This window comes from Halosegnis sp. (assembly GCF_042216475.1).
Classification (GTDB): Archaea; Halobacteriota; Halobacteria; order Halobacteriales; family Haloarculaceae; genus Halosegnis.
This window is the reverse complement of sequence record NZ_JBDGTV010000003.1, coordinates 67,288-88,664: the sequence shown is the minus strand read 5'-3', so window position 1 is coordinate 88,664 and position 21,377 is coordinate 67,288. Positions and strand designations below refer to the sequence as shown.

Here is a 21,377-nt window from a genome sequence, read left to right as displayed (position 1 = left end):
TCCGCCTTCAGGCGGAGGGGGATGTCAATCGAGCGTCGCGTCGGTAATCTCGAGATGGCCGCGGTCGCCTTCCCAGACCGGTTCATACTCCAGTTCGACCCGGCGGTCCATATGCGGGCCATCGACGACGAACGTCTCGAATTCGCCCCCCTCGCCCAGCAGGTGGACGCCGTACGCCTCGCCGAGCTGCTCGAGTTCGCGGAACGCCGCGGCATCGAGGGTACGCCCGAGCCACGACTCGTCAAGCCCGTAGGCGGCCACCTGTAACACGATAATCTCGAAGCCCGCCTCGAGCATCTGGTCGGCGAGCGTCCGCGGGTCGACTTGCCAGAGCGGGGCGAACAGCTCTGCCCCCAACCGGTCACACATAGCCTCGATGCGGTCCGTCTGGTACGCGCTCTCGACGGCGCCGGCGGTCACGCCGCCGATGCCGCCCCACTCGTCGGCCAGCTCCGCGAGCGCACGCTCCAGTGGCTCGAGTTCCCGGTCGCCCTGTTCGCCGGCGTCGACGGCCGTCTCTGCATCGAAGTTGTCGGGCCGGACGGCCACTAAATCGATGCCGATGGAGTCGGCTGCGAGCGCCGCCAGCTCTGTTGCCGGTGTGTGGTACATGTAGGAATCGCCGGTCGGGTGGACAGTGACGAGTCGTTCGACGGGGTGGCCGGCCTCGAGCGCCTGATAGAGCGCCCACGCAGAGTCCTTGCCGCCGGAGAACAGCGACACCCACGGATGCATACGTCTGGTTCGCTGCCGGCTGGCTTACGGTTGGCGGTCCTCAGGGGCTCTGGAACTCCGGCGGCACGCTCCGGTCGGTGAGATATGAGGTGACGATGACACCCGCGACGGAGACGGCGATACTGGCGAAGACGAAGGCAGCGAGCCGCTCGAGCCCGCCCAGGGCGAACGGCGCCACCGAGACGGGGCCGGCCGACAGCGCGGGCACCTGCGCAGGCCCGACCACATCGCCGCGCTCGAGGAAGTACGCCGCGAAGCCGCGGACGACCAGGCCGACAGCGACGACACCGAAGGGGAGATTCAGGAGTGCAGAGCCGACGCCCCCGTCGCCGAGTAGTTCGTCGACCAGTCGGCCGGCCGAGGCGGCGAGTGCGGCTGCCGCCAGCCACGGTACCGCTGCGAAGACAAACTGCATCGCCGCGAGGAACGGCCCGACAGCCGCGACATCGACACTCGAGATGGCGACGGCGCCGACGAACAGCCCCACCGCCGCTAGCCCCGCGCCGACCACGTAGGTGACCAGCGACACCTGGCCGGAGTAGAAGGCGTCTCGGAGCAACCCCGGGAGTGCGGCGGCGACCTCGTCGACGCCGAGCCCCTTGTACAGCAGGAAGACGCCCAGCGCGGCGACCATCACCGCGACGGCGACGACCGCCGAGTCGACGAGGAACAACAACACCGGGAACGCAAGCAGCGTCGCGCCCAGCGGGACGAGTACCGTCGATCGTAGCTGTTCGTCCGCGAGGAACTGCTTGAGCACGTAGTAGGTGGACTCGATGTCGTGACTCTGGCGGACGATGACACGGTCGACGGCATCTACCCGGAGGCGCGACTCCACGATGGGGACCAGCCGTTCGGCCTCCGCGCTCGCAACCACGACCACCGCCGAGTCGGGGTCGTACCGCTCGATGATGACATCGAGCCCCCGCGCGACCGCCCGGTCGGCCCGGACCGCGTCGCCGCCGCCGGAGACGACGGCCACCTCCACCTCCTCGTTGTCGTCGCGGAGGTCGCGGGCTACCTTCAGCGCCTCCAGCAGCGAGTTCACACGGGAGTCACCGGGGTCATCGATTCCGGCGTCGGTGACGAGCGCGCGCACGGCCTCCCAGCCGACGACCGGCTCGTTGGCCAGTCCCCCGTCGCGGTCGACACACACCACCAGCGTGCTCACAGCCGGGGAACGCGACCCGACAGTAAAAGCCTTCCAGTCGGTTTGCCTACAGTCTGAACTCTGCGTCACCGTCGACGGCGTCCGCGACTCCCTGTCCGAGTGCGTAGGCGGCCGCCGCGGCGCCTCCACGTAGGCGGGCCAGCGGCGACTCTGCGGGCGTGAACTCCTCGACGGCTGGCTCGGCGTCGAGCCGCTCCTCGAGTCGCTCCTCGACGGCCTCGCGGTCGCCGAGCGCGTCCACCAGGCCCAGCTCCTCGGCATCCCGGCCGAGATACACCTTCGCCTCCGTCGACCGGACGAACTCGGGGTCCATGTCGCGGCCCTCCGCGACCCGTTCGACGAATTCCTCATAGTAGCCGTCGACGAGCCCCTGGAGATACTCCCGTTCGTCGTCCTCGAGGTCAGTGAAGGGGACGCCCGCTTCCTTGAACTCGCCGGCGGTCAACTGCTCGTAGGAGATACCCGCACGGTCGAGCAGGTCCGTCGCGGTGAACCGGGAGCCGCGGACGCCGACCGAGCCGACGATACTGCCCCGGCGTGCCCACAGTTCGTCACAGGCGCTTGCAATCCAGTAACCGCCGGACGCGCAGGTGTCGGTGGCGTACGCCACCGTCGGCCCGTCGAACCGCTCTGCAGCCAGTCGGATGTCGTCGCTGGGGACGACCGCGCCACCGGGCGTGTTCAGCTTTACCAGCAGCGCCTCGGCTGCGGGGTCGTCGTCGGCCTGCTGGATCTGCTCGACCACATCGTCGGCGCCGGGCGTCGTCGGCGAGCTCGGCACCGGCCCGCCGCCGCCGTCGCGCGTGATAGGCCCCTCGACGGTTACCTCCGCGACGTTGTACGTCGGGAACTGCGCACTTGCGATGTTGCCGGCGACGCGGAGCGCGATGCCGACCGTTGCCAGCAGCAGGAGGACGCCAAGCAGGTCTGCCAGGTCGCCTGGGTACCGTACGAACAGCAGCCAGCCCGCCACTGTCCCGACGACGAGCGCGAGCGCAACCAGCAGCCCCCGCCCGAGTGCGTCCGTCGTGTCGTTCATACGCCGGGTGGGGACGCGGCGCTGATAAAGTGCCGCCTCACGCCGTTCGGCCCCTGCGGCCGGCGCAGCCGCTGGCAGGCTGCGCCGCTGGTGTTGTCTTTGAGAAACGTAGAAGTGTAGTAACGTCCGGCTACAGCAGCCCCGTCTTCTGGAGCTTCATCAGGTCCTCGGTGTCGAGGGTCTCGCCTTCCTTGAACTTCTGGTAGATCTCCTCGGCTTCCTCCTTTGCGGCCTCGCGCTCCTCTGCGCGTTCGTCCTTGCGCTCTTCTTCCTCCTGCTTGTCGAGTTCGCGCAGGCGCTTCTGGACGCGGACGAAGTCCTCGTGGTGGCGGTCGGCCGCCTCCTGGGCCTCGACGAACTTCTCGTGCCACTCGTCGGCCTCGTCGCGAATCTCGTCGGCCTCACGGTAGGCCTCGATCATCTGGTTGTGGTGCTCCTGGGCCTTGTCGGCGAGCTCGGTCACCTCCTGGTGGTGCTCGGAGGCTTCGGCGCGGACCTCCTGGGCCTTCGCCTTCAGCTCCTCGAGCTCGCCCGACTGGTCGAGCTTCTCCTTGCGCTCGGCAAGTTTCTCACGTTTCTCCTCGATCTCTTCGATGAGTTCACGCTCGTCCTCGGTGGAGAGCACCTCTGTCTGCTGTTTGAACTCGAGGTCTTCGATTTCCTCTTTGAGCTTGTCGACGGATTTCCCCTCGTTCAGCTCGAGGTCGTCTTTCAGCTGGTCGACCTTGTCGAACAGCTCGTTGGCCTTCGCGTTGAGCTCGTTGCGCTTCTCCTTGTGTTCCTGGACCTGCTCGTTGAGCTCGTCGCGCTTCTCGCGGTGTTCCTGTGCCTCGTCGACCTTCTCGCGGGTCTTCGCGTTGAGTTCGTCACGCTTGGAGGCCCGCTCGGAGGCCATCTGGTTCAGCTCGTTACGGCGGTCACGCAGCTGTCCCGCCTTCTTGATAAGCTGACCTTTATTATCCGCCTCGAGTTCCTCGTCGGTGAGCGAAACGTTCTCGCTCTCGTCAATACTGTCTGCCATGGTTACGAATCTATCCCATTACCGCTCCGGATACAGCACCGGCTCGAAAGAAGTGAGCACCCTCGGACAAGTCGATTCCCTGTCATTCTGGCTGGCTAGCGATGCTGAACGCCGGACGCGTTCTGGTATTTGTTCATACAGAGTACCGCTATTTAAAACCTTCCCCCTGGCGAGACGGCTGGAAACGACTACCACGGCCCGCCTACCCCCGCGTTAAGCCGTGACACACCCCCAGTTCGCACATATAAATGTCGGCCCGAAGCCGCGGGCTGAAGGGGCCGCGCGGCGAGGCGCACACATGGACGAACACGTCCGTGCCCGCGGCCACGAGCATGTCCGCGCCGAGCACGCGAGCACGTGGGAGGTGACGAGCGACGACTGGCTGACGCCCGCCGGCGACTGCATCCTCGGGATCGAGGCCGACACCGTCCCCGCAGAGTTCGACACGGCGTTCACCGAGGCGTGTCAGGCCCACGATGCGACGATCGAGGCGACGCTCCGGGCCGGCGGCCACGAACAGGTGATCGTCGGCTCTGGCCACCCGGAGTTGACGTTCGCGAGCGACCGCTCGCTCGTCGCCCGCACCAGCGACTACGTCGACGACCGGACGGTGATGGTCGCGGCCGACACGGCAGCCGCCGACGTGGACCGGGAGCTGGTGGCGGCGCTCGCGGACGGCGCTGCCCTCGAGTGTGTGTTCCGGGTCAAGTAGCCACCGCCTCGAGAGCGCCCCGCAGCGACTCGCGCTCGAACGGCGAGTATGGCGTCCCGTCGACGACGAGCGTCGGCGTCCCGTCGGCACCGCTGTCGGCGAACGCCTCTGTTGTCGCGGTCAGCCGGTCGGAGAACTGGTCCGTCTCGACGGCGGCTCGCACCGGCTCAGACTCCTCAACGCCCGCGGCCATCGCGAACGCGACGAGCCGGTCGGCCGTTGCCCACCGCTCGGACTCGGGCGGCTGGTGCGCCGCGACACACTCGTGATAGCTCCAGTAGTCGTCGGGTGCCGTCTCCCAGACGGCAAGGCCAGCCTGCACTGCTCGCGGCGCGTCCGGGCCGAGGAATGGCTCACCGTCGGGGGTGTACGCCACGCCGCGGTAGCGGAGCCGGAGTCGACCAGGGCGGACGTACTCCGCGACGACTGCGGGGAGGGATAGTAGTCGGTCGGAGCCGAGGGCGAACTCCGCACAGTAGGGACACTTCGGGTTGCCGAAGTAGGTGACCACCGGCCCGGTCGAGCCGGTCGTCTGGTAAGGGACCGTCTCTGGGTCGGCCGGCAGGGGGGCATCCCCGAGTGGCCCGTGTGGTGGTTCGGGGGTGTTGGTGACGCGCTCGCTCGCGCCGGCGCCGGAGCCGCCGAGACAGCCCGCAAGCGCCGTCGCGGCGGCGCCCAGGCTCGCGAGGAGGCGTCGGCGGGAGGGCCGCATACCTGACCGTACGTACGCCAGCCGCGTGAGCCTGTCGGGCCGCTACTCGAACCGGAATGTCTCCAGGTTCTTGGGCGCGAACGTTCGCATGTTGAATTCGTGGTAGAGTGCGCTGGAGAAGTCCTGGACTGACGACTCGTCGCCGTGGACACACAGTACCTTCTCTGGGCGAGGGTTCATCGTACGGACGAAGTTCTCCAGCCCCTGGCGGTCGGCGTGGCCGGAGAAGCCGTCGACCGTCTCGACGTCCATCTCCAGTGTGAGCGTCGACGACCGCGAGCGGTCACCGCTCATCGGGATCTCGTCCCAGCCGTTCTGGATGCGACGGCCGAGCGTCCCCTGGGCCTGGTAGCCGACGAACACCATCCGGTTGTCGGGGTCGGAGCCGAAGTGACGCAGCCACGACATGATGGGTCCGCCGGTGACCATCCCTGACGTCGAAAGCACGATACAGGGGTCGCCATCGGCCACCTCTTGACGCTCCTCTTCGCCGCCGTCGATGTGATTGAACTGCTCGGCGAGGAATGGATTCTCGTCGTCGTGGAAGATGCGGTCCCGGAGGTCGTCGCGCAGATACTCCGGGTATGTGGTGTGGATGGCGGTCGCCTCCCAGATCATCCCGTCGAGGTGGACGGGCATCTCCGGGATATCGCCGGTTCGCATCGCCTCCTCGAGCACGAGCATCAACTCCTGTGAGCGGCCGACGGCGAACGCCGGGATGACCACCTTCCCGTCGCGCTCATACGTCTCGTTGATGACTTCCTTCAGCTTCCGTTCGGAGTCCTCCTGGTCAGTCTGGTAGTCGTTGCGGCCGCCGTATGTCGACTCCATCACCAGCGTCTCCACGCGGGGGAACTCGTTGACGGCGCCGTTGAACAGCCGGGTGTCGTCGTAGTGGATGTCCCCCGAGAACGCGACGTTGTAGAGGCCGTCGCCGATGTGGAAGTGACACACCGCCGACCCGAGAATGTGGCCGGCGTTGTGCATCGTGAGCTTCATATCCGGCGCAATGTCCGTCACGTCGCCGTACTCGATGGGGATGGTGTGCTTGATGGTTTCGCGCACCTGCTCGGATTCATACGGCGGCGCACGGCCCTCTTTGGCGGCCACGTCGAGGTAATCCAGCTGGAGCAGTCCCATCAGGTCACGCGTCGGCTCCGTACAATAGACGGGTCCGTCGTAGCCGTATTTAAACAGAAGCGGGATGAGCGCAGAGTGGTCGAGGTGGGCGTGGGTGAGGACGACAGCGTCGATGGTGTTTGCGCCCGCGCCGAGCGCTTCGGGTACCTGCAGGTACGGCACCTCGCCTTCGGCGCCGGGCTTGTCGCCACAGTCGATGAGCACGCGCGTCTCGGGCGTCGAGAGGATGAAGCTCGCGCGGCCCACCTCACGACAGCAGCCCAGCGTCGTCACGCGAACCCATTCGTCGTCGGCCATCTCTTCGCGGTGAATCTGCCGGCCAATCCGCTCGAGGACGTCTCGGCGTTCGTCGCGCTCCTGTTTGAGGAAGTTGCGCACGTTCGAGACGGTCGACGACTCGATGGGCGGTGTCCGCACCACCTCGGGTGTCCAGCCGACCGCCTGTGTGATCTCACGGAGTGTAGAGCCGTGTCGGCCGATAACCATCCCTGGCTTCTCTGCCTCGATGACAATCTCGCCCGTGTCGGCGTGGAAATCGAGATCGGTCACGCCCGCCTCATCGGGGATGATTTTGCGCACCTGTTCTTCGGCGTCGCGGGGATGTGACAGCACGTCCGGGTCCGGCCGGACGGTGATGCGCTTGCGAAGCTTCGAGGCCAGCCGCCGCACCAGGTCGCCGTCGCTGGCAAACTCCTTGGGGTCGCGCGTGTAGACCACCAGCTCTGGCCCCTCGTAGGTGACATCCGAGATGGTAATATCGCCGGGAACCTCCGCTTCGATCTCTGCCTGTAAATCGTCGAGTTGCCGCTCTACTGAGCTCATGTGTCGTATAGGGGATCCGGCCCACGGGGCGCGCGCGACGCTCCCGGATACACGCCCGGACTCGCCGTCCACGCCGTTACGTAGACAGTCATGCTCCGTCTTCGTCCTCCGTGCAATGCGCCGCCCGTCGCGGCGACTGCGGGACACTGTGCCGGAAAACCCGCTTGGTTTCGGTTTACCACTGTCCCTATAAAAGGCTTCGCAAACCAGACGGTACATGGAGCTCACACCGGCGACGGTCCGGGCCGAGCGCGACCGACTCCGCGAGAACGACCGCATCGTGCCGCTCATCAATGACACACGCGACCTGCTGGGCGATCTTTTCGAGACGGAGGTGGCTGCCGTCGACCGCGAGCAGTACCGCACGGAGGTAGACACAGTGTTCGCAGACGGCGACCAGGCAGTCAATATCGCGGCGCTTGCCGGGCTGCTGCGGGAGCTGGACGTGACGGACGACTATCCGGGGTTCGTGGTTGACGAGCTGCTGGGCCGAGAGCTGGCGGCCACCATCGCGGGTGGCCAGCCGCTGGGCCTGCTCGCGGAAGCCACCTTCCACGTCGCGGATGTCCACGTCCACCGCGAGACCGGGCCGGCAGGCGTCGACGATCTCGAGGCGGCGCTGGCGGCCGGCTTCCAGACGCGTCTGCCGGGCTGGCCGTGGACCGCCTCGCCGAGCCCGTTCGCCGTCGAGAGGTAAGCCTTCTAACCGTCCCCGGCGGACGGGGCGTATGTCCGAACGTCGTGACTTCTATGCTGGCGTCCGCGACGTCGCCCCCGTCGTCGTGGGCATCATCCCCTTCGGCCTTGTGGCGGGGGCGGCGGCCGTCGACGCTGGGCTCTCCGGCCTCCAGGCTGTAGGGCTGTCGGTCATCATCTTCGCGGGCGCCTCCCAGCTCGCGGCTATCGAACTGCTCGGCGAGGGGGCGCCGCTGGCCGTCGTTGTCGGCACCGTCCTCGTGGTCAACCTGCGGATGGTGATGTACTCGGCGTCGATCGCGCCGTACTTTCAGGGGCTGGCGGGTCGCTGGAAGGCGCTTGTCGCCTACCCACTCACCGACCAGGGATACGCGCTCGCGCTGACGACGTTCCGCGAGCGGGACGTCTCCCGGCGGGCCTATTTTCTCGGGACGGCTGCGCCGTTGTGGCTCGTCTGGCAGGCGTGTACTATCGTCGGCGTTGTCGTCGGCGCGCGGGTGCCACCATGGCTTCCGCTCGACTTCGCGCTCCCGCTGGTCTTCCTTGCGCTGCTGGTGCCTGCAATCGAGGACGCAAGTACTGCTGCAGCCGCCGGCGTCGGCGGCACGCTCGCCACGCTCGGTGCGGGGCTCCCGTACGAACTCGGCTTGCCGCTGGGGGCCGTCGCAGGCGTGCTCGCCGGCCTCGCCACGGCACCGGTCGCGCGGGTCGCTCGGGGGGTGGTCTCGTGACCGCCGCCGATGCCGTCATCTGGACCGTTGTCCTGCTGGGCGGGCTGGGGACCTTCGCCATCCGCGGCTCGTTCATCTTCCTGTACGAACGGCTCACGCTGCCGGAACTCGTCGAGGCAGCGCTTCGATACGTCCCCGCGGCCGTCCTCGCGGCACTTGTCGTCCCCGCGGTGCTCACCGTCGACGGCGTCCCCGTCGCGGAGACGGGTTTGGCACCGGCTGCGGCCGTTCGCACGCTCCTTGCGAGCGACCGCGTACTCGCGGGTGCGCTCGCGGCCATCGTCGCCTCTTACACCGAGGATGTCCTCGCCACCATCGTCGTCGGCATGGCCGCGCTGCTGGTGCTCGGGGCGGTGTAGTAACCACTTAAAATTACATCTGTTAGGAATGTAGCCATCAGTGGTTTCTTGTCGCCTCCGCGCCATGCACACGTTGTGGCCCTCCCACTCCGGACGCCGATTCAGGAACGGCGACGCGCGCTTGTGAAGACCGCCTGCTACCGGCTGGTGATGGTGTGCGTCTCTGTGGCGGTCGCCTTTCTCGTCGTTGGGGACGCGACGGCGGCGCTGTCCATCGGCGTCGCGACGAACGTCGTGAAGACTGCCACGTACTACGGCTACGAGCGACTCTGGGACCGTATCGCGTGGGGTATCTGATTGTCTGACAGCTGTCCGTCTCGTCGTATCCCGCCCGGCTGGGAGGACGGCCTGCGTGGCGCCCGGAACGCGTCGCGTTTAAGCGGCCGAGGAGTGACACACGCACATGAGCGACACCGAGAGCGACCAGGAGCTCGGCATCACCGAGCAGAAGGCGTACAACCCTGGCGACTGGTACGCCGAGGTTGTCCAGAAGGCCGGCCTCGCCGACTACGCGCCGATGGGCGGTTTCATCGTCGTTCGGCCACGCGGCTACGCACTGTGGGAGCGGCTCCAGTCGCATCTCGACGGCTGGTTCAAAGAGACGGGCGTCGACAACGCCTACTTCCCGATGATGATCCCCGAGTCGTACCTTGAGCGAGAGTCGGAGATCGTGGAGGGGTTCGACCCCGAGGTAGCGTGGGTGACCCACGGCGGCCACGAGGAACTCGAAGAGCGGCTGGCAATCCGGCCCACCAGCGAGTCCATCATCACGCCGTACATGGCCCAGTGGACCCGCTCGCACCGGGACCTGCCGCTCCGGTTGAACCAGTGGTGTTCGGTGGTTCGCTGGGAGGCGACGGACACGAAGCCGTTCTTCCGGACGAAAGAATTCCTCTGGCAGGAGGGACATACCGCCCACGAGACGCGTGAGGAGGCCTTCGAGGAGACGATGCTCCGGCTCGACCAGTATCACCAGCTCTACGAGGACGTCCTTGCGATGCCGGGGCTGAAGGGCCGCAAGCCGGAGCACGACAAGTTCCCCGGCGGCGACACGACGACGACGGTCGAGACGCTGATGCCCGATGGGAAGTCGCTCCAGGCGTCCACGAGCCACTATCTCGGCACCAGCTTCGCAGAAGCGTACGATCTCACCTATCGGGATGCCGACGAGCAGGAGCGGGTCGCCCATACTGCCTCGTGGGGCATCTCGTGGCGGGCGCTGGGTGGGCTCATCATGACGCACTCCGACGACCAGGGGCTCGTGCTCCCGCCGACCATCGCCCCTGAACAGGTCGTCATCGTTCCCATCTGGCAGGAGGATACCCGCGAGGCGGTACTGGACTACTGTGAGTCGCTGTACGCCGATCTCGAAGACGCCGGTGTTCGGGCTCGGCTCGACGACCGGGACGACCGCAACCCCGGCTTCAAGTTCAACGAGTGGGAGCTGAAGGGCGTCCCGCTACGCATCGAGATCGGCCCCAACGAGGTTGAAGACGGTGAGGTGACGATGGTTCACCGGCCGGACGGCGAGACGGAGACGGCCGCCCGCGAGGGCGTGACCGACACCGTCGAGGCGGCGCTCGATACGGTGTACGCGAAGCTGTACGCCGACGCCGAGGCAACCCTCGAAGAGAACATCCGGGAAGCCCACGGTCGCGACGACATCCTCGGCACCATCGGCCAGCACGGCGGATATGTGAAGACCGGCTGGTGTGGCGAGCAGGCCTGCGAGACGGAGATCAAAGAGCAGGTGGCTGCCGAGATTGTGATGCTCCCGCTCGAGGAGGGCACGGAGCCCGTCCACGATACCTGTGGCGTCTGTGGTGACCCGGCCGTCGAGACGGCCTACTTCGCGCGCAACTACTGATTCCCCGTCTCTTCGTCGACCGCCTCGCGCGACAGTCATGAAAGACCGGGACAAACATATAATGCACCTTAAGTGGGATATATGGACCCTTACCCCTTGAGGGGAAGTGTCATAAGTGGGTGAAGCCCCAACATTATCTAATGTCTGAGCACGCACGCGGGGATGCGAGCGACATGCTCGCGACCCCCGAAGAGAGCCGGTCGAACTGTGGGGTCGGCGTCGTATACGACCTTGACGGCGGCCGGAGCCACGAGCCTGTTGCCGACGGGCTGGAACTGCTGGAGCATCTCGAACACCGCGGGACGACGGGCGCCGACGAGAACACGGGCGACGGGGCGGGCGTTCTCCTGCAGATACCCGATGCTTTCTACCGTGACGTCCTCGATATCGACCTGCCGCCGGCCCGCGAGTACGCCGTTGGCACGCTGTTCATGCCTACAGACGACGAGGCAGCCGCGGGACTGCGTGACATCGTCGCCGAGGAGTTTGCTGCCTACAATCTTGAGGTACTGACCTGGCGGGATGTCCCGACGGATAACGCGGACCTCGGTCCGACTGCTCTGGAGTCAGAGCCAGATGTCCAGCAAGTGTTCGTCGCACCGACGGTCGAGATGGATGGCGAGTCGTTCGACCGACGGCTCTACGAGGCTCGCAGCGCGACGGAAAGCCGCATCGAGTCGGCATCGCCGGCTGGCGCTGCTCGGTTTTATGTCTGCTCGCTGGACCGCAAGACGGTCGTCTACAAAGGGCTCCTGAAGGCCGACCAGTTGCCCGGCTACTTCCCGGAACTCACCGACGAGCGGGTCGCCTCGACGTTTGTGATGGTCCACGCCCGTTTCTCGACGAACACGCTCGGTGCGTGGCATCTCGCACACCCATACCGCAACATCATCCACAACGGCGAGTTCAACACTATCAAGGGCAACATCAACTGGATGCGGGCCCGCGAGACCGACATCGAGCACGACGATCTCGATGTCGAGGCGGTCAAGCCCATCATCGACGATCCTGATCAGTCGGACACGGCCAGTGTGGACAACGCGCTCGAGTTACTGATGCAGGGTGGGCGCGAACTGCCGCATGCGCTCCGGATGCTGATTCCCGAGGCGTGGCGCGGCGAGGCCAATCAGGTCCCCGACGAGCGCCGCGAGTTCTATGACTACCACGCCTCGCTGGTCGAGCCCTGGGATGGACCGGCACTCGTCTGTGCGACCGACGGCGACCGTATTGGCGCCGTCCTCGACCGAAACGGCCTGCGCCCCTGTCGGTACGACGTGACGACCGACAACACACTGGTGATGGCCAGCGAGGCGGGCGCGCTCGACTTTGCCCCCGATGAGGTGCGCGAGCGGGGGCGACTCTCGCCGGGCCAGCTGTTCCTGGTCGACCCCGACGAGGGCCGGGTCGTCCCCGATGACGAGGTGTTCGACGACCTCGTTGACGAGAAATACGGCGAGTGGGTCGCTCAGAATCAACTCCGGCTCGACGAGTTGGCGGGTCATGACGAGCGGACGCCCCGCGACGGGGTGGAGAACATCCGCGCTCAGCAGGCGCTGTTCGGCTACACCCACGACGAACTCGAGCATATGCTGGAGCCGATGGCAACCGACGGGAAGGACCCCGTCGGCTCGATGGGCGATGACACGCCGCTGTCGGTACTCTCGGAGTTTAACCGGCCACTGTTCTCGTACTTCAAGCAGCTGTTCGCACAGGTGTCGAACCCGCCGCTGGACTACATCCGCGAGGAGCTTGTCACGTCGATGGAGACGCGGCTGGGCCACCAGCGCAACCTGCTCGACGAAACTCCTGACCATGCCCGCCAGGTCATCGCCGAGTCGCCCGTTCTGACGGACGCCGAGACGGCCGCACTGAAAGATCTCGACGGCTCCGACACCGTCAACGGCCTCTCGACGGCGACCATCGACATCACCTACGAGCGCGGTTCCGACTTCGAGGCGGCTGTCCGGCAGGCGCGGATGGACGCCACCGTCGCCGCCAAAGAGCACGATGTCATCGTGCTGTCGGACCGCCGCGCCGGCGAAGACCGGCTTCCAATCCCGTCGCTGCTGGCCGTCGGCGGCGTCCACCACCATCTCGTCCGCAACGGTCTCCGTAACCGGGTGGAACTCGTCCTGGAGTCGGGCGAACCCCGCGAGGTCCACCACGTCGCCGCCTGCATCGGCTACGGTGCCGGCGCGGTCAACCCCTATCTGGCCTACCAGACTGTGTCCGACCTCGTCGCCGGCCCCGACGGTGCCGACGAGGAGCAGGCCATCGGCGCGTACATCGAGGCGCTGGAGGACGGCGTCCTGAAGACGATGGCAAAGATGGGCATCTCGACGGTCGAGAGCTACCAGGGCGCGCAGATCTTCGAGGCGGTCGGGCTCGACTCCGATCTCGTTGCGGAGTACTTCGAGGGCACGCCTGCCCGCACCGAAGGAATCGACATCGAGGATCTCGAGCGTGACCTGCGGAAGCGCCATGCCGTCGCCTTCGACCCGGACGAGACGGAGGTCGACCTCGAGCACCGCGGCGAGTTCGAGCACCGCTCGTCGGGGATGTTCCACGAGTGGAATCCCGAGTCGGTGGGGACGCTTCAGCAGGCTGTCCGCCAGGGCGATTATGAGCAGTACCAGGAGTTCGCCTCGCTGATGAACGACCAGACCGAGCAGCTCCAGACGCTGCGTGGGCTGCTGGCGCTCGACTCCGACCGCGACCCCGTTTCGGTGGAGGATGTCGAGCCGGTGGAATCTATCGTGAAGCGGTTCTCGACGGCCCCGATGTCGCTGGGGTCGCTGTCACCGGAGGCCCACGAGAACAACGCCATCGCGATGAACCGGCTGGACGCGAAGGCCGGGACCGGCGAGGGTGGCGAGCCGCCCGAGCGGTTCGATACCGAGAAAGAGTGTGCCCAGAAGCAGGTCGCATCCGGGCGGTTCGGCGTCACCTCGGAGTATCTCGCCAACGCCGACGAGATACAGATCAAGATGGCACAGGGCTCGAAGCCTGGCGAGGGCGGCCATCTTCCCGGCGAAAAGGTCAACGAGATGATTGCCCACGTTCGCTTCTCGACGCCGGGCGTCGGGCTCATCTCACCGCCGCCGCTGCACGACATCTACTCCATCGAGGACCTGAAACAGCTCATTCACGACCTGAAGGCGGCGAACCCGGAGGCAGATATCAACGTGAAGCTGGTTGCAGAGGCAGGAATCGGCACCATCGCCGCGGGCGTCGCCAAAGCGAACGCCGATGTGGTCCACATCTCGGGGCACTCGGGCGGGACTGGTGCCTCTCCGAAGACCTCTATCAAGAACGCGGGGCTGCCGTGGGAGCTGGGGCTGGCAGAGGCCAACCAGATGCTCCGGTCGACGGACCTGCGCTCGCGGATTCGTGTCAGCGTCGACGGCGGCATGAAGACGGGCCGTGACGTGGCCGTCGCCGCCCTCCTAGGCGCCGAGGAGTACGTATTCGGTACCGCGCCGCTGGTCACCTCTGGCTGCGTGATGGCCCGGCAGTGTCACGAGAACACTTGTCCGGTAGGCGTTGCGACTCAGCGGGGGGTACTCCGCGAGCGGTTCCCCGGCGAGCCGCAGCACGTCGTCAACTACATGACGTTCATCGCACAGGAGCTGCGGGAGCTGATGGCCGAGCTCGGCTTCACGAGCGTCGAAGAGATGATCGGCCGCGCCGAGCATCTCAGCCAGCGGGACGATATCTCTCAAGAGAAGGCCCGGAAGCTGGACCTGTCGGCCATCGTCGCACAGCCGCCGGGCGACCAGCGGACGAAGACAGAGCCACAGACCCACGAGGTGGACGAATCGCTCGACTGGGAGCTGCTTGAGGCAGCCGAGCCGGCACTTGAGCGGGGCGAACCGGTCCATATCGACCGCCGCATCAGCAATAACCACCGCGCAGTGGGTGCGACGTTGTCGAACCGTATCTCCCGCGAGTACGGTGGCGACGGGCTGCCCGCGGACACGATACAGGTGGACTTCACTGGCGTGGCCGGCCAGAGCTTCGGCGCCTTCCTCGCGCCAGGTGTCTCGATGCGGCTCACCGGCTCCGGCAACGACTACGTCGGCAAGGGCCTCTCGGGCGGGAAGCTGTTCGTCGAGACGCCCGCGGATGCCCCCTACGAACCGGAGGAGAACATCCTCATCGGCAACGTTGCGCTGTACGGTGCCACCCGTGGCGAGGCATACATCAACGGGATGGCCGGCGAGCGGTTTGCCGTTCGCAACTCCGGCGTCAAGGCTGTCGTCGAGAGCGTCGGCGACCACGGGTGCGAGTACATGACTGGCGGTGTCGTTGCCGTGCTGGGCGAGACGGGCAAGAACTTCGCAGCCGGTATGTCCGGCGGCGTCGCCTACGTGCTCGACCGAAACGGCAACTTCGAGCAGAGCGTCAACCGCGGGATGGTCTCTGTCTCCGACACGCTCGACGAGACAGATCGCGCGATGTTGCGGCGACTCGTCGAGAATCACGTCGCCTACACGGATTCCGACCGCGGTCAGTACGTCCTCGACAACTGGGACGACGCCCTAGAGAATGTCGTGAAGGTGATGCCAGACGCGTACGCGGGCGTCCTCGCGGAGGGAGCCGACGACGTGCGCGAGGAGTTGCCGCCGCGACCGGACGCGACGGCCCGTGTCGGCAGCGAAGACACCGGTGTCGCCTCCAGCGACGACTGATACGTAGCAGGCGGCCGTCCACCCCTTCAGCAGTTGGCGGATGGCACCCGGCGGGGCGGTATTTCGACACGTCGAAGAGGGGGAGTCGCCTACCGACGTCCGATGACCGAGCTGTCCGACGAGGCGCGCGAGCGGCTGGCCGACGTGGTCGCTCTCCAGCCCACAAAGAACGGCGAGCTGCAGGAGCGGTGGGGGATGGACTCGGGCAGCGATGTCCACAGCTATCTTGAATCGGAACTGAAACGGTTCTACTACCGGGACGAGAACAGCCTCATCCGCGCGACCGACGAGGCTGCTCAGTTGGTCGATGCCGACCCGGGTGTCGAGGATGGCGAAGACGGCCGGGTCGTCCGCGTCCCGCGGCTCCAGGTCGGCATCCTCGAGGTACTGGCCGGTATCGACGAGGAGCCACAGAGCGTTGTGAGTGTGCTCCATGATGTTCAGGCGGCTGGCTACGACGCCGACGTGGACGCAGTCCGGTCGGGGCTGCGCTCCCTGGAGAGCAAGGGCGTCGTGACATCCATCCGGAAGACAGTGCCGACGTTCCGACTTGCGGTCGACCGCGCGGACCTCACTGTCGAGGAGCGAACCGACTGACACGTTGCGCGCGACCGCCCCACGTTAGTGATTGGTGGCTGTCACTCGCGCTGGCGTTCGCGCTGGCGCTCCAGCACGCGCCGGAGCCCCTTTCCCGGGCCGCCGTCGACCGGCCAGTTGTTGGCCCGCCACGCCGGCGGCTCCGGCGTGAATTCCGGACAAGCGCCGCGACACTCCGCGGCCGTGACGTGGCGCTCCTTCGCTGTGCAGTAGGGTAGCGGCACGTCTGGGTCGCGAAGCTCGAACCGACGACAGTCCGGGCGCATCGTGTCGAGAAAGGAGCGCCAGCCTCGCTCGTAGGCGCGCTCGGCGATCTCGCGCCGCTTCGCGGCCTTCCACGCTGGGTCGACATACTCGAAGCGGTCAGCCTCGTCTCCGCGCTCCTGTATTCGTGTGCCTGGTGCCGACGGGTCGAGCGCCGTGGCGTTCCAGGCCACATCTACCTCTTCATCAACGGCGAGGATCCCCGCCTCGACGGGGAGTCGCTCGTACAGTGCCGGCTCCACCGCTGCCCCCGTCGCACGGGTGGCCACCCAGACCTCGTCAGCCAGGCCGAGCGCCACGTCCCGCTCGAGTTGGTCGCCCAGCGCTCGCGCGGCGCTGGCGGTGAGGTCGGGCTTGTTCTCGATGGCGACGATACGGGTCACCCAGTCTGGGTAGCGGTACCGCCGCCGGAGCTGGATGCGGTTGCCGTCGCGGCGCGTCTCGACGAGCCCGCGGTCGGCTGCCCGGTGGACTGCTTCGCGGACGTAGCGCCAGGGGTAATCCGGCTCGGGCAGCGCGTCCCGGTAGTAGGTGTACGTCGCCGGCGCGTGTCGGACCACCCCCAGTAGATCGGCGTCGAGCCGGTCCTCGCCGAACACCGCCCGTGCCTCGAGCGCCTCGGCATCACACTCCACGACGAGTGTGTCCCAGCGGCGCGACTGCACACCCAGCTGGCGGGCGACAAGCACTGCCGTCTCGTCGTCGCGCTCGCCGCTGGGCGGCCACGCCTGCTCGGCCCAGCGGCAGACGCGCAGCTCGAAGAGAAACTCCGGCTCGTCGTCCGGGGCGGCGGTCACGGGTGGCCTCCGTGGCGGTCGGCGAGTGCCACGCCCTCAGGCTTCCTTGGCGTCGTCGGCGTCCGATTCCGCCCCGGAGTCCGACTCGGAGGCGCCATCCGTCTCGTACTGTTCGTCGAGAAATTCGTGGGCGTTCCGAAGGATGTCGCGGGGGCCGTCCTGGGTGATGGTATTGATGGCCTGTTCGTAGTCACGCCACTGCATGTCGCGGTGCTCTTTTGACAACTCTGCGGACGCCTCGAACGACTTCGCGACGAAGAGGTGGACCGTCTTGTGGATGGTGTCCCCACCTGCCTCGAACACGTAGTCGTAGTCCTCCCGGAACCCGTCGAGCAGGCGGAAATCCTCGATACCCGCCTCCTCTTTCACCTCGCGGATGGCGGTCTGCTGGAGTTCCTCTTCGCCCTCGATGCCTCCTTTGGGGAACTCCCAATCGCCCGGCCGAGACTTCAACAGCAGGTACTCTCGCCGGCCACGGGTATCCCGGAAGAGGATTGCGCCCGCACTCGTGGCCTCAATCATTAATGTCCGATACTTCGCCGCGGGTTAAATGGGTGTCGAACGTTCGCCTGCCCGGCCCGAAATTTGACGTGCACGCTCGCCGTGGCTCCCGTATGGAGGAGGCCGGCATCTACGCGCGGGCGGCGCCGTCGCTCGACTGTCACGTCCAACTCGGCGCCGCGTCGGGGAAATTGCTCTCCGTTTCCTTCCCCGACCAGCCGGACGAGGGGGCCACCGCGGAGCACCCGCTGTTGGACCGCATCGAGGCGTACCTCAACGGCGCCGAGGAGTCGTTTGCCGATGTCGATGTGGCGCTCACCCTCCCGACGGACCGCCGGGGCGTCTTGGAAACGCTCCGGAGCGTCGATTACGGCGAGAGTGTCACTGTCGCCGTGCTCGCCCGGACGACGCCCGGGCTGGCGGACACCGACGAGGACCACCGGCTGGTGCGAGAGGCGCTTGCCGACAACCCGACGCCACTTGTCATCCCCGACCACCGCGTGCGCGACGGGCCAAGCGCCGCGCCGCCGCCTGTCGAACAACGACTGCGCACGTTGGAGGGGCTGTAACACCTCCCAAGCGGACGCACACCCCTGAGGGGGTGGGCGGATGTCACACTCACCGCTCGCGGGCTAATAGTTCCACGGCATTGACGAGGTAGTGGGCAACGACGACGACCAGCAGACTGTCTGTGACGACGTAGCCGGCCGCCAGTGCGAACCCGAGTGTCCCGGTCACGAGGACGCCTACCGGGCCCTGTATCTCGTGCGCGATGGCGAACAGGGCCGACGAGACGACCGCTAGCGCCCACGGCGAGATGCCCAATCCGAGGGCGAAGGCGCCGATGAGTGCGCCGCGAAACAGCGCCTCTTCGAAGACGGCGACCAGCGGGAGCGTTCCGCCAAGCAGGAGCAGCCAGCCGGCCCGCGAATCGGGTGCGAGCAGTCCCCGGAGTTCGGCGCCGGGTGCGTAGCCGAGCGACTCCGCGAGCGATCCTGCCGCAGTGTTGAGTAGTGCCAGCGCGAGCCCGAAACCGACGCCAATCGCGATCTCGCGTGGGCTGGCCGATAGCCCGAACGCCGCAGCTGGGACGGCCGCGTAGATGGCTGCGGCTGTCAGCAGAACGAGGAACAGGCCGTGGCTGATGAGCACGTTGACGAACAGTGCCCCCGAGGACAGATCGACGGCAGGTGCTGGCGTCGGCGCCGGTGTGCCGCCGACCGCGAGGTGGTCAGCCTCGTCGGGAAGGCTGTCGAGCCACTCAACGTCCCCGCGGGTCGGCAGTGCGGCGCCGGCGCTGGTCGCACGCGCGAGTCCCAGAAGGAGGACCGTCAGGAGGGTCGCGACGCCGAGGAAGACGCCCCAGTCAGTCACTCGGACTGGGCGAGCCGCCCGGTCCGGGCCGCGACTCGCCGCTCTCCAGCGCCTTACCGGTGATGGAGCGGAGCCGGTCGACCAGCGAGTCCTTCTCCGGCTCGCCCGCCAGTGCCACCTCCAGCACCTCGGAGATGTGCGACACCGGGATGATCTCGATTTGGTCTTTGTACTCGTCTTCGATCATCACGTCCTGTTCGTTCGCCTTCGGAATGATGACCTTGTCGAGGCCGGTCTTGGCGGCGGCCTCGATTTTGTGGGTGACGCCCCCGACCGGGAGTACGTCGCCCCGGACCGACAGCGAGCCGGTCATCGCGACGTTCTGCTCGACGGGGACGCTCTCCAGTGCGGAGATGACGGCCGTCGCGACGGTCACGGACGCGGAGTCACCCTCGACGCCCTCGTAGGCCTGCACGAACTGGATGTGGATGTCCTTGTTCGAGATGTCCTCGTCGGAGAACTTCTTGATGATAGCCGAGACGTTCTGGACAGCCTCCTGGGCGATTTCCTGGAGTTTGCCGGTTGCGATGACCTCGCCGGCACCCTGTGCGGGTGCGACCTCCGCCATCACCGGCATCACGATGCCAGAGTCTTCGCCCATGACAGCCAGCCCGTTGACACGGCCGACGACACCGCCTTCGTTGACCGTCATGTCGTAGTCCTTCCGGCGGTCGATGTAGTTGTCCGCGAGCTGCTGTTCGATGGAGCGCGACCGGTTTTTCGCCTGCAGCACGTGTTCCCGGTCGGTGGTCTCCTCGTTCTCGGCGCGGGCGATGTCGCCCGCGACCCGGACGAGCCCGCCGAGGTTCCGCAGCTCGAGCGTGAGGTGGTCTTTCCGGCCGGCCCGCCGCTGGGCCTCCAGAATGACCTCCTCCATCGCGTCGCGGGTGAACGGCGGCAGCCGGCCGTCCTTGTCGACCTCTTGGGCGATAAACCGGGCGATCTTCCGGCGCATCTCCGGGGTATCTTCGATGGTGTCGTCCATGTACACCTCGTAGCCGTAGCCCTTGATGCGCGAGCGGAGCGCGGGGTGCATGTTCTCCATCGCGTCGAGATTGCCGGCCGCGACCATCACGAAGTCACACGGCACGGGCTCCGTCTGGACCATCGCGCCCGACGACCGCTCGCTCTGGCCCGTGATAGAGAATTTCCCCTCTTGGATGGCGGTCATCAGCTTCTGCTGGGAGCGGATATCCAGCGTGTTGATCTCGTCGACGAACAGCACACCCTTGTTCGCCTTGTGGATGGCACCAGCCTCGACGCGGTCGTGGCTGGGCGTCTCCATGCCACCCGACTGGAATGGGTCGTGACGCACGTCGCCCAGCAGCGCGCCCGCGTGGGCGCCGGTGGCGTCCTCGAACGGCGCCGTCTGCTGGTCGGCGTTGTTCACCAGCAGGTTCGGAATCATTGCGTCCGAGCCCCGCGAGGAGTAGCGGAAGGCGAGGTAGATAACACCCGCCGCCAGGATCCCCAACAGGAGCTGCTGGGCGATAAGTAGCGAGTAGCCAAAGACGACCGCAATGATGATCCACATCAGGAAGCTCCGCATCTGATTGCGCTTGCGGGCCTCCTCTTTGTGGGCTTCGACGATCTGCTCGCCCTTTCCGGCGGGGACTGTCCGGACCTTCGGCTCGTTGCCGTCGTCGGGGTTGTGGTAGACGAGGATATCCTGCAGCTCCTCGCGCGGCAGCAGCTGGCTCATCGCCTTCGCGAGCATCGACTTGCCTGTTCCAGGCGAGCCGATCATCATCACGTGGCGGCGCTGTTTGGCCGCCTTCAGGATGATGTCGCGGGCGTGGTCCTGTCCAATAACTTGGTCGACCAGCCGGTCGGGCACCTCGATGTCGCTGGAGGTGTCGAGCTGGAGGCCGCCGAGCAGGTTGTCCTCCTCGCTCTCGTCGACCTCGACGCCGGCGTCGGCGCCCACGTCGCTCCCGAGCTGGTCTCGGTCCTCGACGGGGGTGATGGTGCCGTCGTCGGGGTCGTTGGAGTTGTCGCGCCCGGACGGCGCGCTCGCGCCCTCCCCGGCGGGAACGTCGTCCGTGTCGGTTTCGTCGCTCATAGAACGGGGTTCCGTCACCAGATACCAAGGCCCGTCGACTGATATACTTTCTCCCAGCGACGACCGGCTGCATGCCGAAAACCGCC

Annotated in this window: 19 protein-coding genes; 9 read left to right on the top strand and 10 right to left on the bottom strand. The window is 66.6% G+C overall.

Annotation, left to right across the window (positions count from 1 at the left end):
- Window positions 1–24: 24 nt before the first annotated feature.
- The 4 genes from ABEJ63_RS01330 to ABEJ63_RS01315 all read right to left on the bottom strand — a co-directional run bounded on the left by ABEJ63_RS01330 (window position 25) and on the right by ABEJ63_RS01315 (window position 3,966).
- Window positions 25–735 carry a diphthine--ammonia ligase gene (locus ABEJ63_RS01330; RefSeq protein WP_375794538.1) on the bottom strand — a complete coding sequence of 237 codons (711 nt, stop codon included), beginning with the start codon at window positions 733–735 and terminating at the stop codon, window positions 25–27.
- A gap of 40 nt (window positions 736–775) precedes the next feature.
- Window positions 776–1,906: a DUF373 family protein gene (locus ABEJ63_RS01325; RefSeq protein ID WP_375794537.1), complete on the bottom strand. Its 1,131-nt coding sequence runs from the start codon at window positions 1,904–1,906 to the stop codon at window positions 776–778.
- A gap of 46 nt (window positions 1,907–1,952) precedes the next feature.
- Window positions 1,953–2,945 carry a signal peptide peptidase SppA gene (sppA, locus tag ABEJ63_RS01320; RefSeq protein ID WP_375794536.1) on the bottom strand — a complete coding sequence of 331 codons (993 nt, stop codon included), beginning with the start codon at window positions 2,943–2,945 and terminating at the stop codon, window positions 1,953–1,955.
- Window positions 2,946–3,075: 130 nt separating this feature from the next.
- Window positions 3,076–3,966, bottom strand: a complete 891-nt coding sequence (locus ABEJ63_RS01315) for a coiled-coil protein (RefSeq protein ID WP_375794535.1) — start codon at window positions 3,964–3,966, stop codon at window positions 3,076–3,078.
- Between the two features lie 298 nt (window positions 3,967–4,264).
- Here ABEJ63_RS01315 and ABEJ63_RS01310 point away from each other — a divergent pair, with 298 nt between their 5' ends.
- Entirely contained in the window at window positions 4,265–4,678 is a 414-nt protein-coding gene (locus ABEJ63_RS01310) for a DUF371 domain-containing protein (RefSeq protein WP_375794534.1), read from the top strand.
- Here the strand turns inward: ABEJ63_RS01310 and ABEJ63_RS01305 are convergent.
- Both ABEJ63_RS01305 and ABEJ63_RS01300 read right to left on the bottom strand, forming a co-directional pair.
- On the bottom strand, window positions 4,671–5,390 hold the full coding sequence (locus ABEJ63_RS01305) for a DsbA family protein (protein WP_375794533.1): 720 nt from the start codon (window positions 5,388–5,390) through the stop codon (window positions 4,671–4,673). The genes ABEJ63_RS01310 and ABEJ63_RS01305 overlap by 8 nt on opposite strands.
- A gap of 42 nt (window positions 5,391–5,432) precedes the next feature.
- Window positions 5,433–7,352: a beta-CASP ribonuclease aCPSF1 gene (locus ABEJ63_RS01300; protein ID WP_375794532.1), complete on the bottom strand. Its 1,920-nt coding sequence runs from the start codon at window positions 7,350–7,352 to the stop codon at window positions 5,433–5,435.
- Window positions 7,353–7,569: 217 nt separating this feature from the next.
- On the opposite strand from ABEJ63_RS01300, the gene ABEJ63_RS01295 reads away from it, so the two are divergent.
- The 7 genes from ABEJ63_RS01295 (at window position 7,570) to ABEJ63_RS01265 (ending at window position 16,293) form a co-directional block, all read left to right on the top strand.
- Window positions 7,570–8,049: a hypothetical protein gene (locus tag ABEJ63_RS01295; protein WP_375794531.1), complete on the top strand. Its 480-nt coding sequence runs from the start codon at window positions 7,570–7,572 to the stop codon at window positions 8,047–8,049.
- 31 nt (window positions 8,050–8,080) lie between these two features.
- Window positions 8,081–8,779 carry an AzlC family ABC transporter permease gene (locus tag ABEJ63_RS01290; RefSeq protein WP_375794530.1) on the top strand — a complete coding sequence of 233 codons (699 nt, stop codon included), beginning with the start codon at window positions 8,081–8,083 and terminating at the stop codon, window positions 8,777–8,779.
- On the top strand, window positions 8,776–9,138 hold the full coding sequence (locus tag ABEJ63_RS01285) for an AzlD domain-containing protein (RefSeq protein WP_375794529.1): 363 nt from the start codon (window positions 8,776–8,778) through the stop codon (window positions 9,136–9,138). The genes ABEJ63_RS01290 and ABEJ63_RS01285 overlap by 4 nt, the downstream gene beginning before the upstream one ends.
- A gap of 75 nt (window positions 9,139–9,213) precedes the next feature.
- Window positions 9,214–9,435, top strand: a complete 222-nt coding sequence (locus ABEJ63_RS01280) for a DUF2061 domain-containing protein (RefSeq protein ID WP_375794528.1) — start codon at window positions 9,214–9,216, stop codon at window positions 9,433–9,435.
- A 106-nt stretch (window positions 9,436–9,541) separates the two neighbouring features.
- Window positions 9,542–11,005 (top strand): proline--tRNA ligase, encoded by a 1,464-nt coding sequence (gene proS / locus ABEJ63_RS01275; protein WP_375794527.1) that lies wholly within the window; start codon window positions 9,542–9,544, stop codon window positions 11,003–11,005.
- Between the two features lie 140 nt (window positions 11,006–11,145).
- Window positions 11,146–15,696 carry a glutamate synthase large subunit gene (gene gltB / locus ABEJ63_RS01270; protein ID WP_375794526.1) on the top strand — a complete coding sequence of 1,517 codons (4,551 nt, stop codon included), beginning with the start codon at window positions 11,146–11,148 and terminating at the stop codon, window positions 15,694–15,696.
- Between the two features lie 102 nt (window positions 15,697–15,798).
- Entirely contained in the window at window positions 15,799–16,293 is a 495-nt protein-coding gene (locus tag ABEJ63_RS01265; protein ID WP_375794525.1) for a DUF5797 family protein, read from the top strand.
- 41 nt (window positions 16,294–16,334) lie between these two features.
- Here ABEJ63_RS01265 and ABEJ63_RS01260 read toward each other — a convergent pair whose 3' ends face one another.
- Together ABEJ63_RS01260 and ABEJ63_RS01255 are read right to left on the bottom strand one after the other, a co-directional pair.
- Complete coding sequence (locus tag ABEJ63_RS01260; RefSeq protein ID WP_375794524.1) at window positions 16,335–17,354, bottom strand: DUF5787 family protein; 1,020 nt, start codon at window positions 17,352–17,354, stop codon at window positions 16,335–16,337.
- Window positions 17,355–17,390: 36 nt separating this feature from the next.
- Complete coding sequence (locus tag ABEJ63_RS01255; RefSeq protein ID WP_375794523.1) at window positions 17,391–17,876, bottom strand: bis(5'-nucleosyl)-tetraphosphatase; 486 nt, start codon at window positions 17,874–17,876, stop codon at window positions 17,391–17,393.
- A 92-nt stretch (window positions 17,877–17,968) separates the two neighbouring features.
- On the opposite strand from ABEJ63_RS01255, the gene ABEJ63_RS01250 reads away from it, so the two are divergent.
- Complete coding sequence (locus tag ABEJ63_RS01250; protein WP_375794522.1) at window positions 17,969–18,424, top strand: MGMT family protein; 456 nt, start codon at window positions 17,969–17,971, stop codon at window positions 18,422–18,424.
- A 49-nt stretch (window positions 18,425–18,473) separates the two neighbouring features.
- Here the strand turns inward: ABEJ63_RS01250 and ABEJ63_RS01245 are convergent, their stop codons facing one another.
- Window positions 18,474–19,229, bottom strand: coding sequence for a lysostaphin resistance A-like protein (locus ABEJ63_RS01245; protein ID WP_375794521.1), 756 nt, complete (start codon window positions 19,227–19,229; stop codon window positions 18,474–18,476).
- The gene (lonB, locus tag ABEJ63_RS01240; RefSeq protein WP_375794520.1) at window positions 19,222–21,291 is read right to left on the bottom strand and encodes an ATP-dependent protease LonB; all 2,070 of its coding nucleotides are present in this window, start codon (window positions 21,289–21,291) and stop codon (window positions 19,222–19,224) included. Before lonB ends, ABEJ63_RS01245 begins: the two co-directional genes overlap by 8 nt.
- Window positions 21,292–21,377 lie beyond the last annotated feature (86 nt).

Coding starts and splice junctions, on each gene's coding strand:
- ABEJ63_RS01315 (WP_375794535.1), bottom strand. CDS start 3,966: ATGGCAGACAGTATTGACGAGAGCGAGAACGTTTCGCTCACCGACGAG.
- ABEJ63_RS01290 (WP_375794530.1), top strand. CDS start 8,081: ATGTCCGAACGTCGTGACTTCTATGCTGGCGTCCGCGACGTCGCCCCC.
- ABEJ63_RS01305 (WP_375794533.1), bottom strand. CDS start 5,390: ATGCGGCCCTCCCGCCGACGCCTCCTCGCGAGCCTGGGCGCCGCCGCG.
- proS (WP_375794527.1), top strand. CDS start 9,542: ATGAGCGACACCGAGAGCGACCAGGAGCTCGGCATCACCGAGCAGAAG.
- sppA (WP_375794536.1), bottom strand. CDS start 2,945: ATGAACGACACGACGGACGCACTCGGGCGGGGGCTGCTGGTTGCGCTC.
- gltB (WP_375794526.1), top strand. CDS start 11,146: ATGTCTGAGCACGCACGCGGGGATGCGAGCGACATGCTCGCGACCCCC.
- ABEJ63_RS01255 (WP_375794523.1), bottom strand. CDS start 17,876: ATGATTGAGGCCACGAGTGCGGGCGCAATCCTCTTCCGGGATACCCGT.
- ABEJ63_RS01330 (WP_375794538.1), bottom strand. CDS start 735: ATGCATCCGTGGGTGTCGCTGTTCTCCGGCGGCAAGGACTCTGCGTGG.
- ABEJ63_RS01295 (WP_375794531.1), top strand. CDS start 7,570: ATGGAGCTCACACCGGCGACGGTCCGGGCCGAGCGCGACCGACTCCGC.
- ABEJ63_RS01300 (WP_375794532.1), bottom strand. CDS start 7,352: ATGAGCTCAGTAGAGCGGCAACTCGACGATTTACAGGCAGAGATCGAA.
- lonB (WP_375794520.1), bottom strand. CDS start 21,291: ATGAGCGACGAAACCGACACGGACGACGTTCCCGCCGGGGAGGGCGCG.
- ABEJ63_RS01250 (WP_375794522.1), top strand. CDS start 17,969: ATGGAGGAGGCCGGCATCTACGCGCGGGCGGCGCCGTCGCTCGACTGT.
- ABEJ63_RS01265 (WP_375794525.1), top strand. CDS start 15,799: ATGACCGAGCTGTCCGACGAGGCGCGCGAGCGGCTGGCCGACGTGGTC.
- ABEJ63_RS01310 (WP_375794534.1), top strand. CDS start 4,265: ATGGACGAACACGTCCGTGCCCGCGGCCACGAGCATGTCCGCGCCGAG.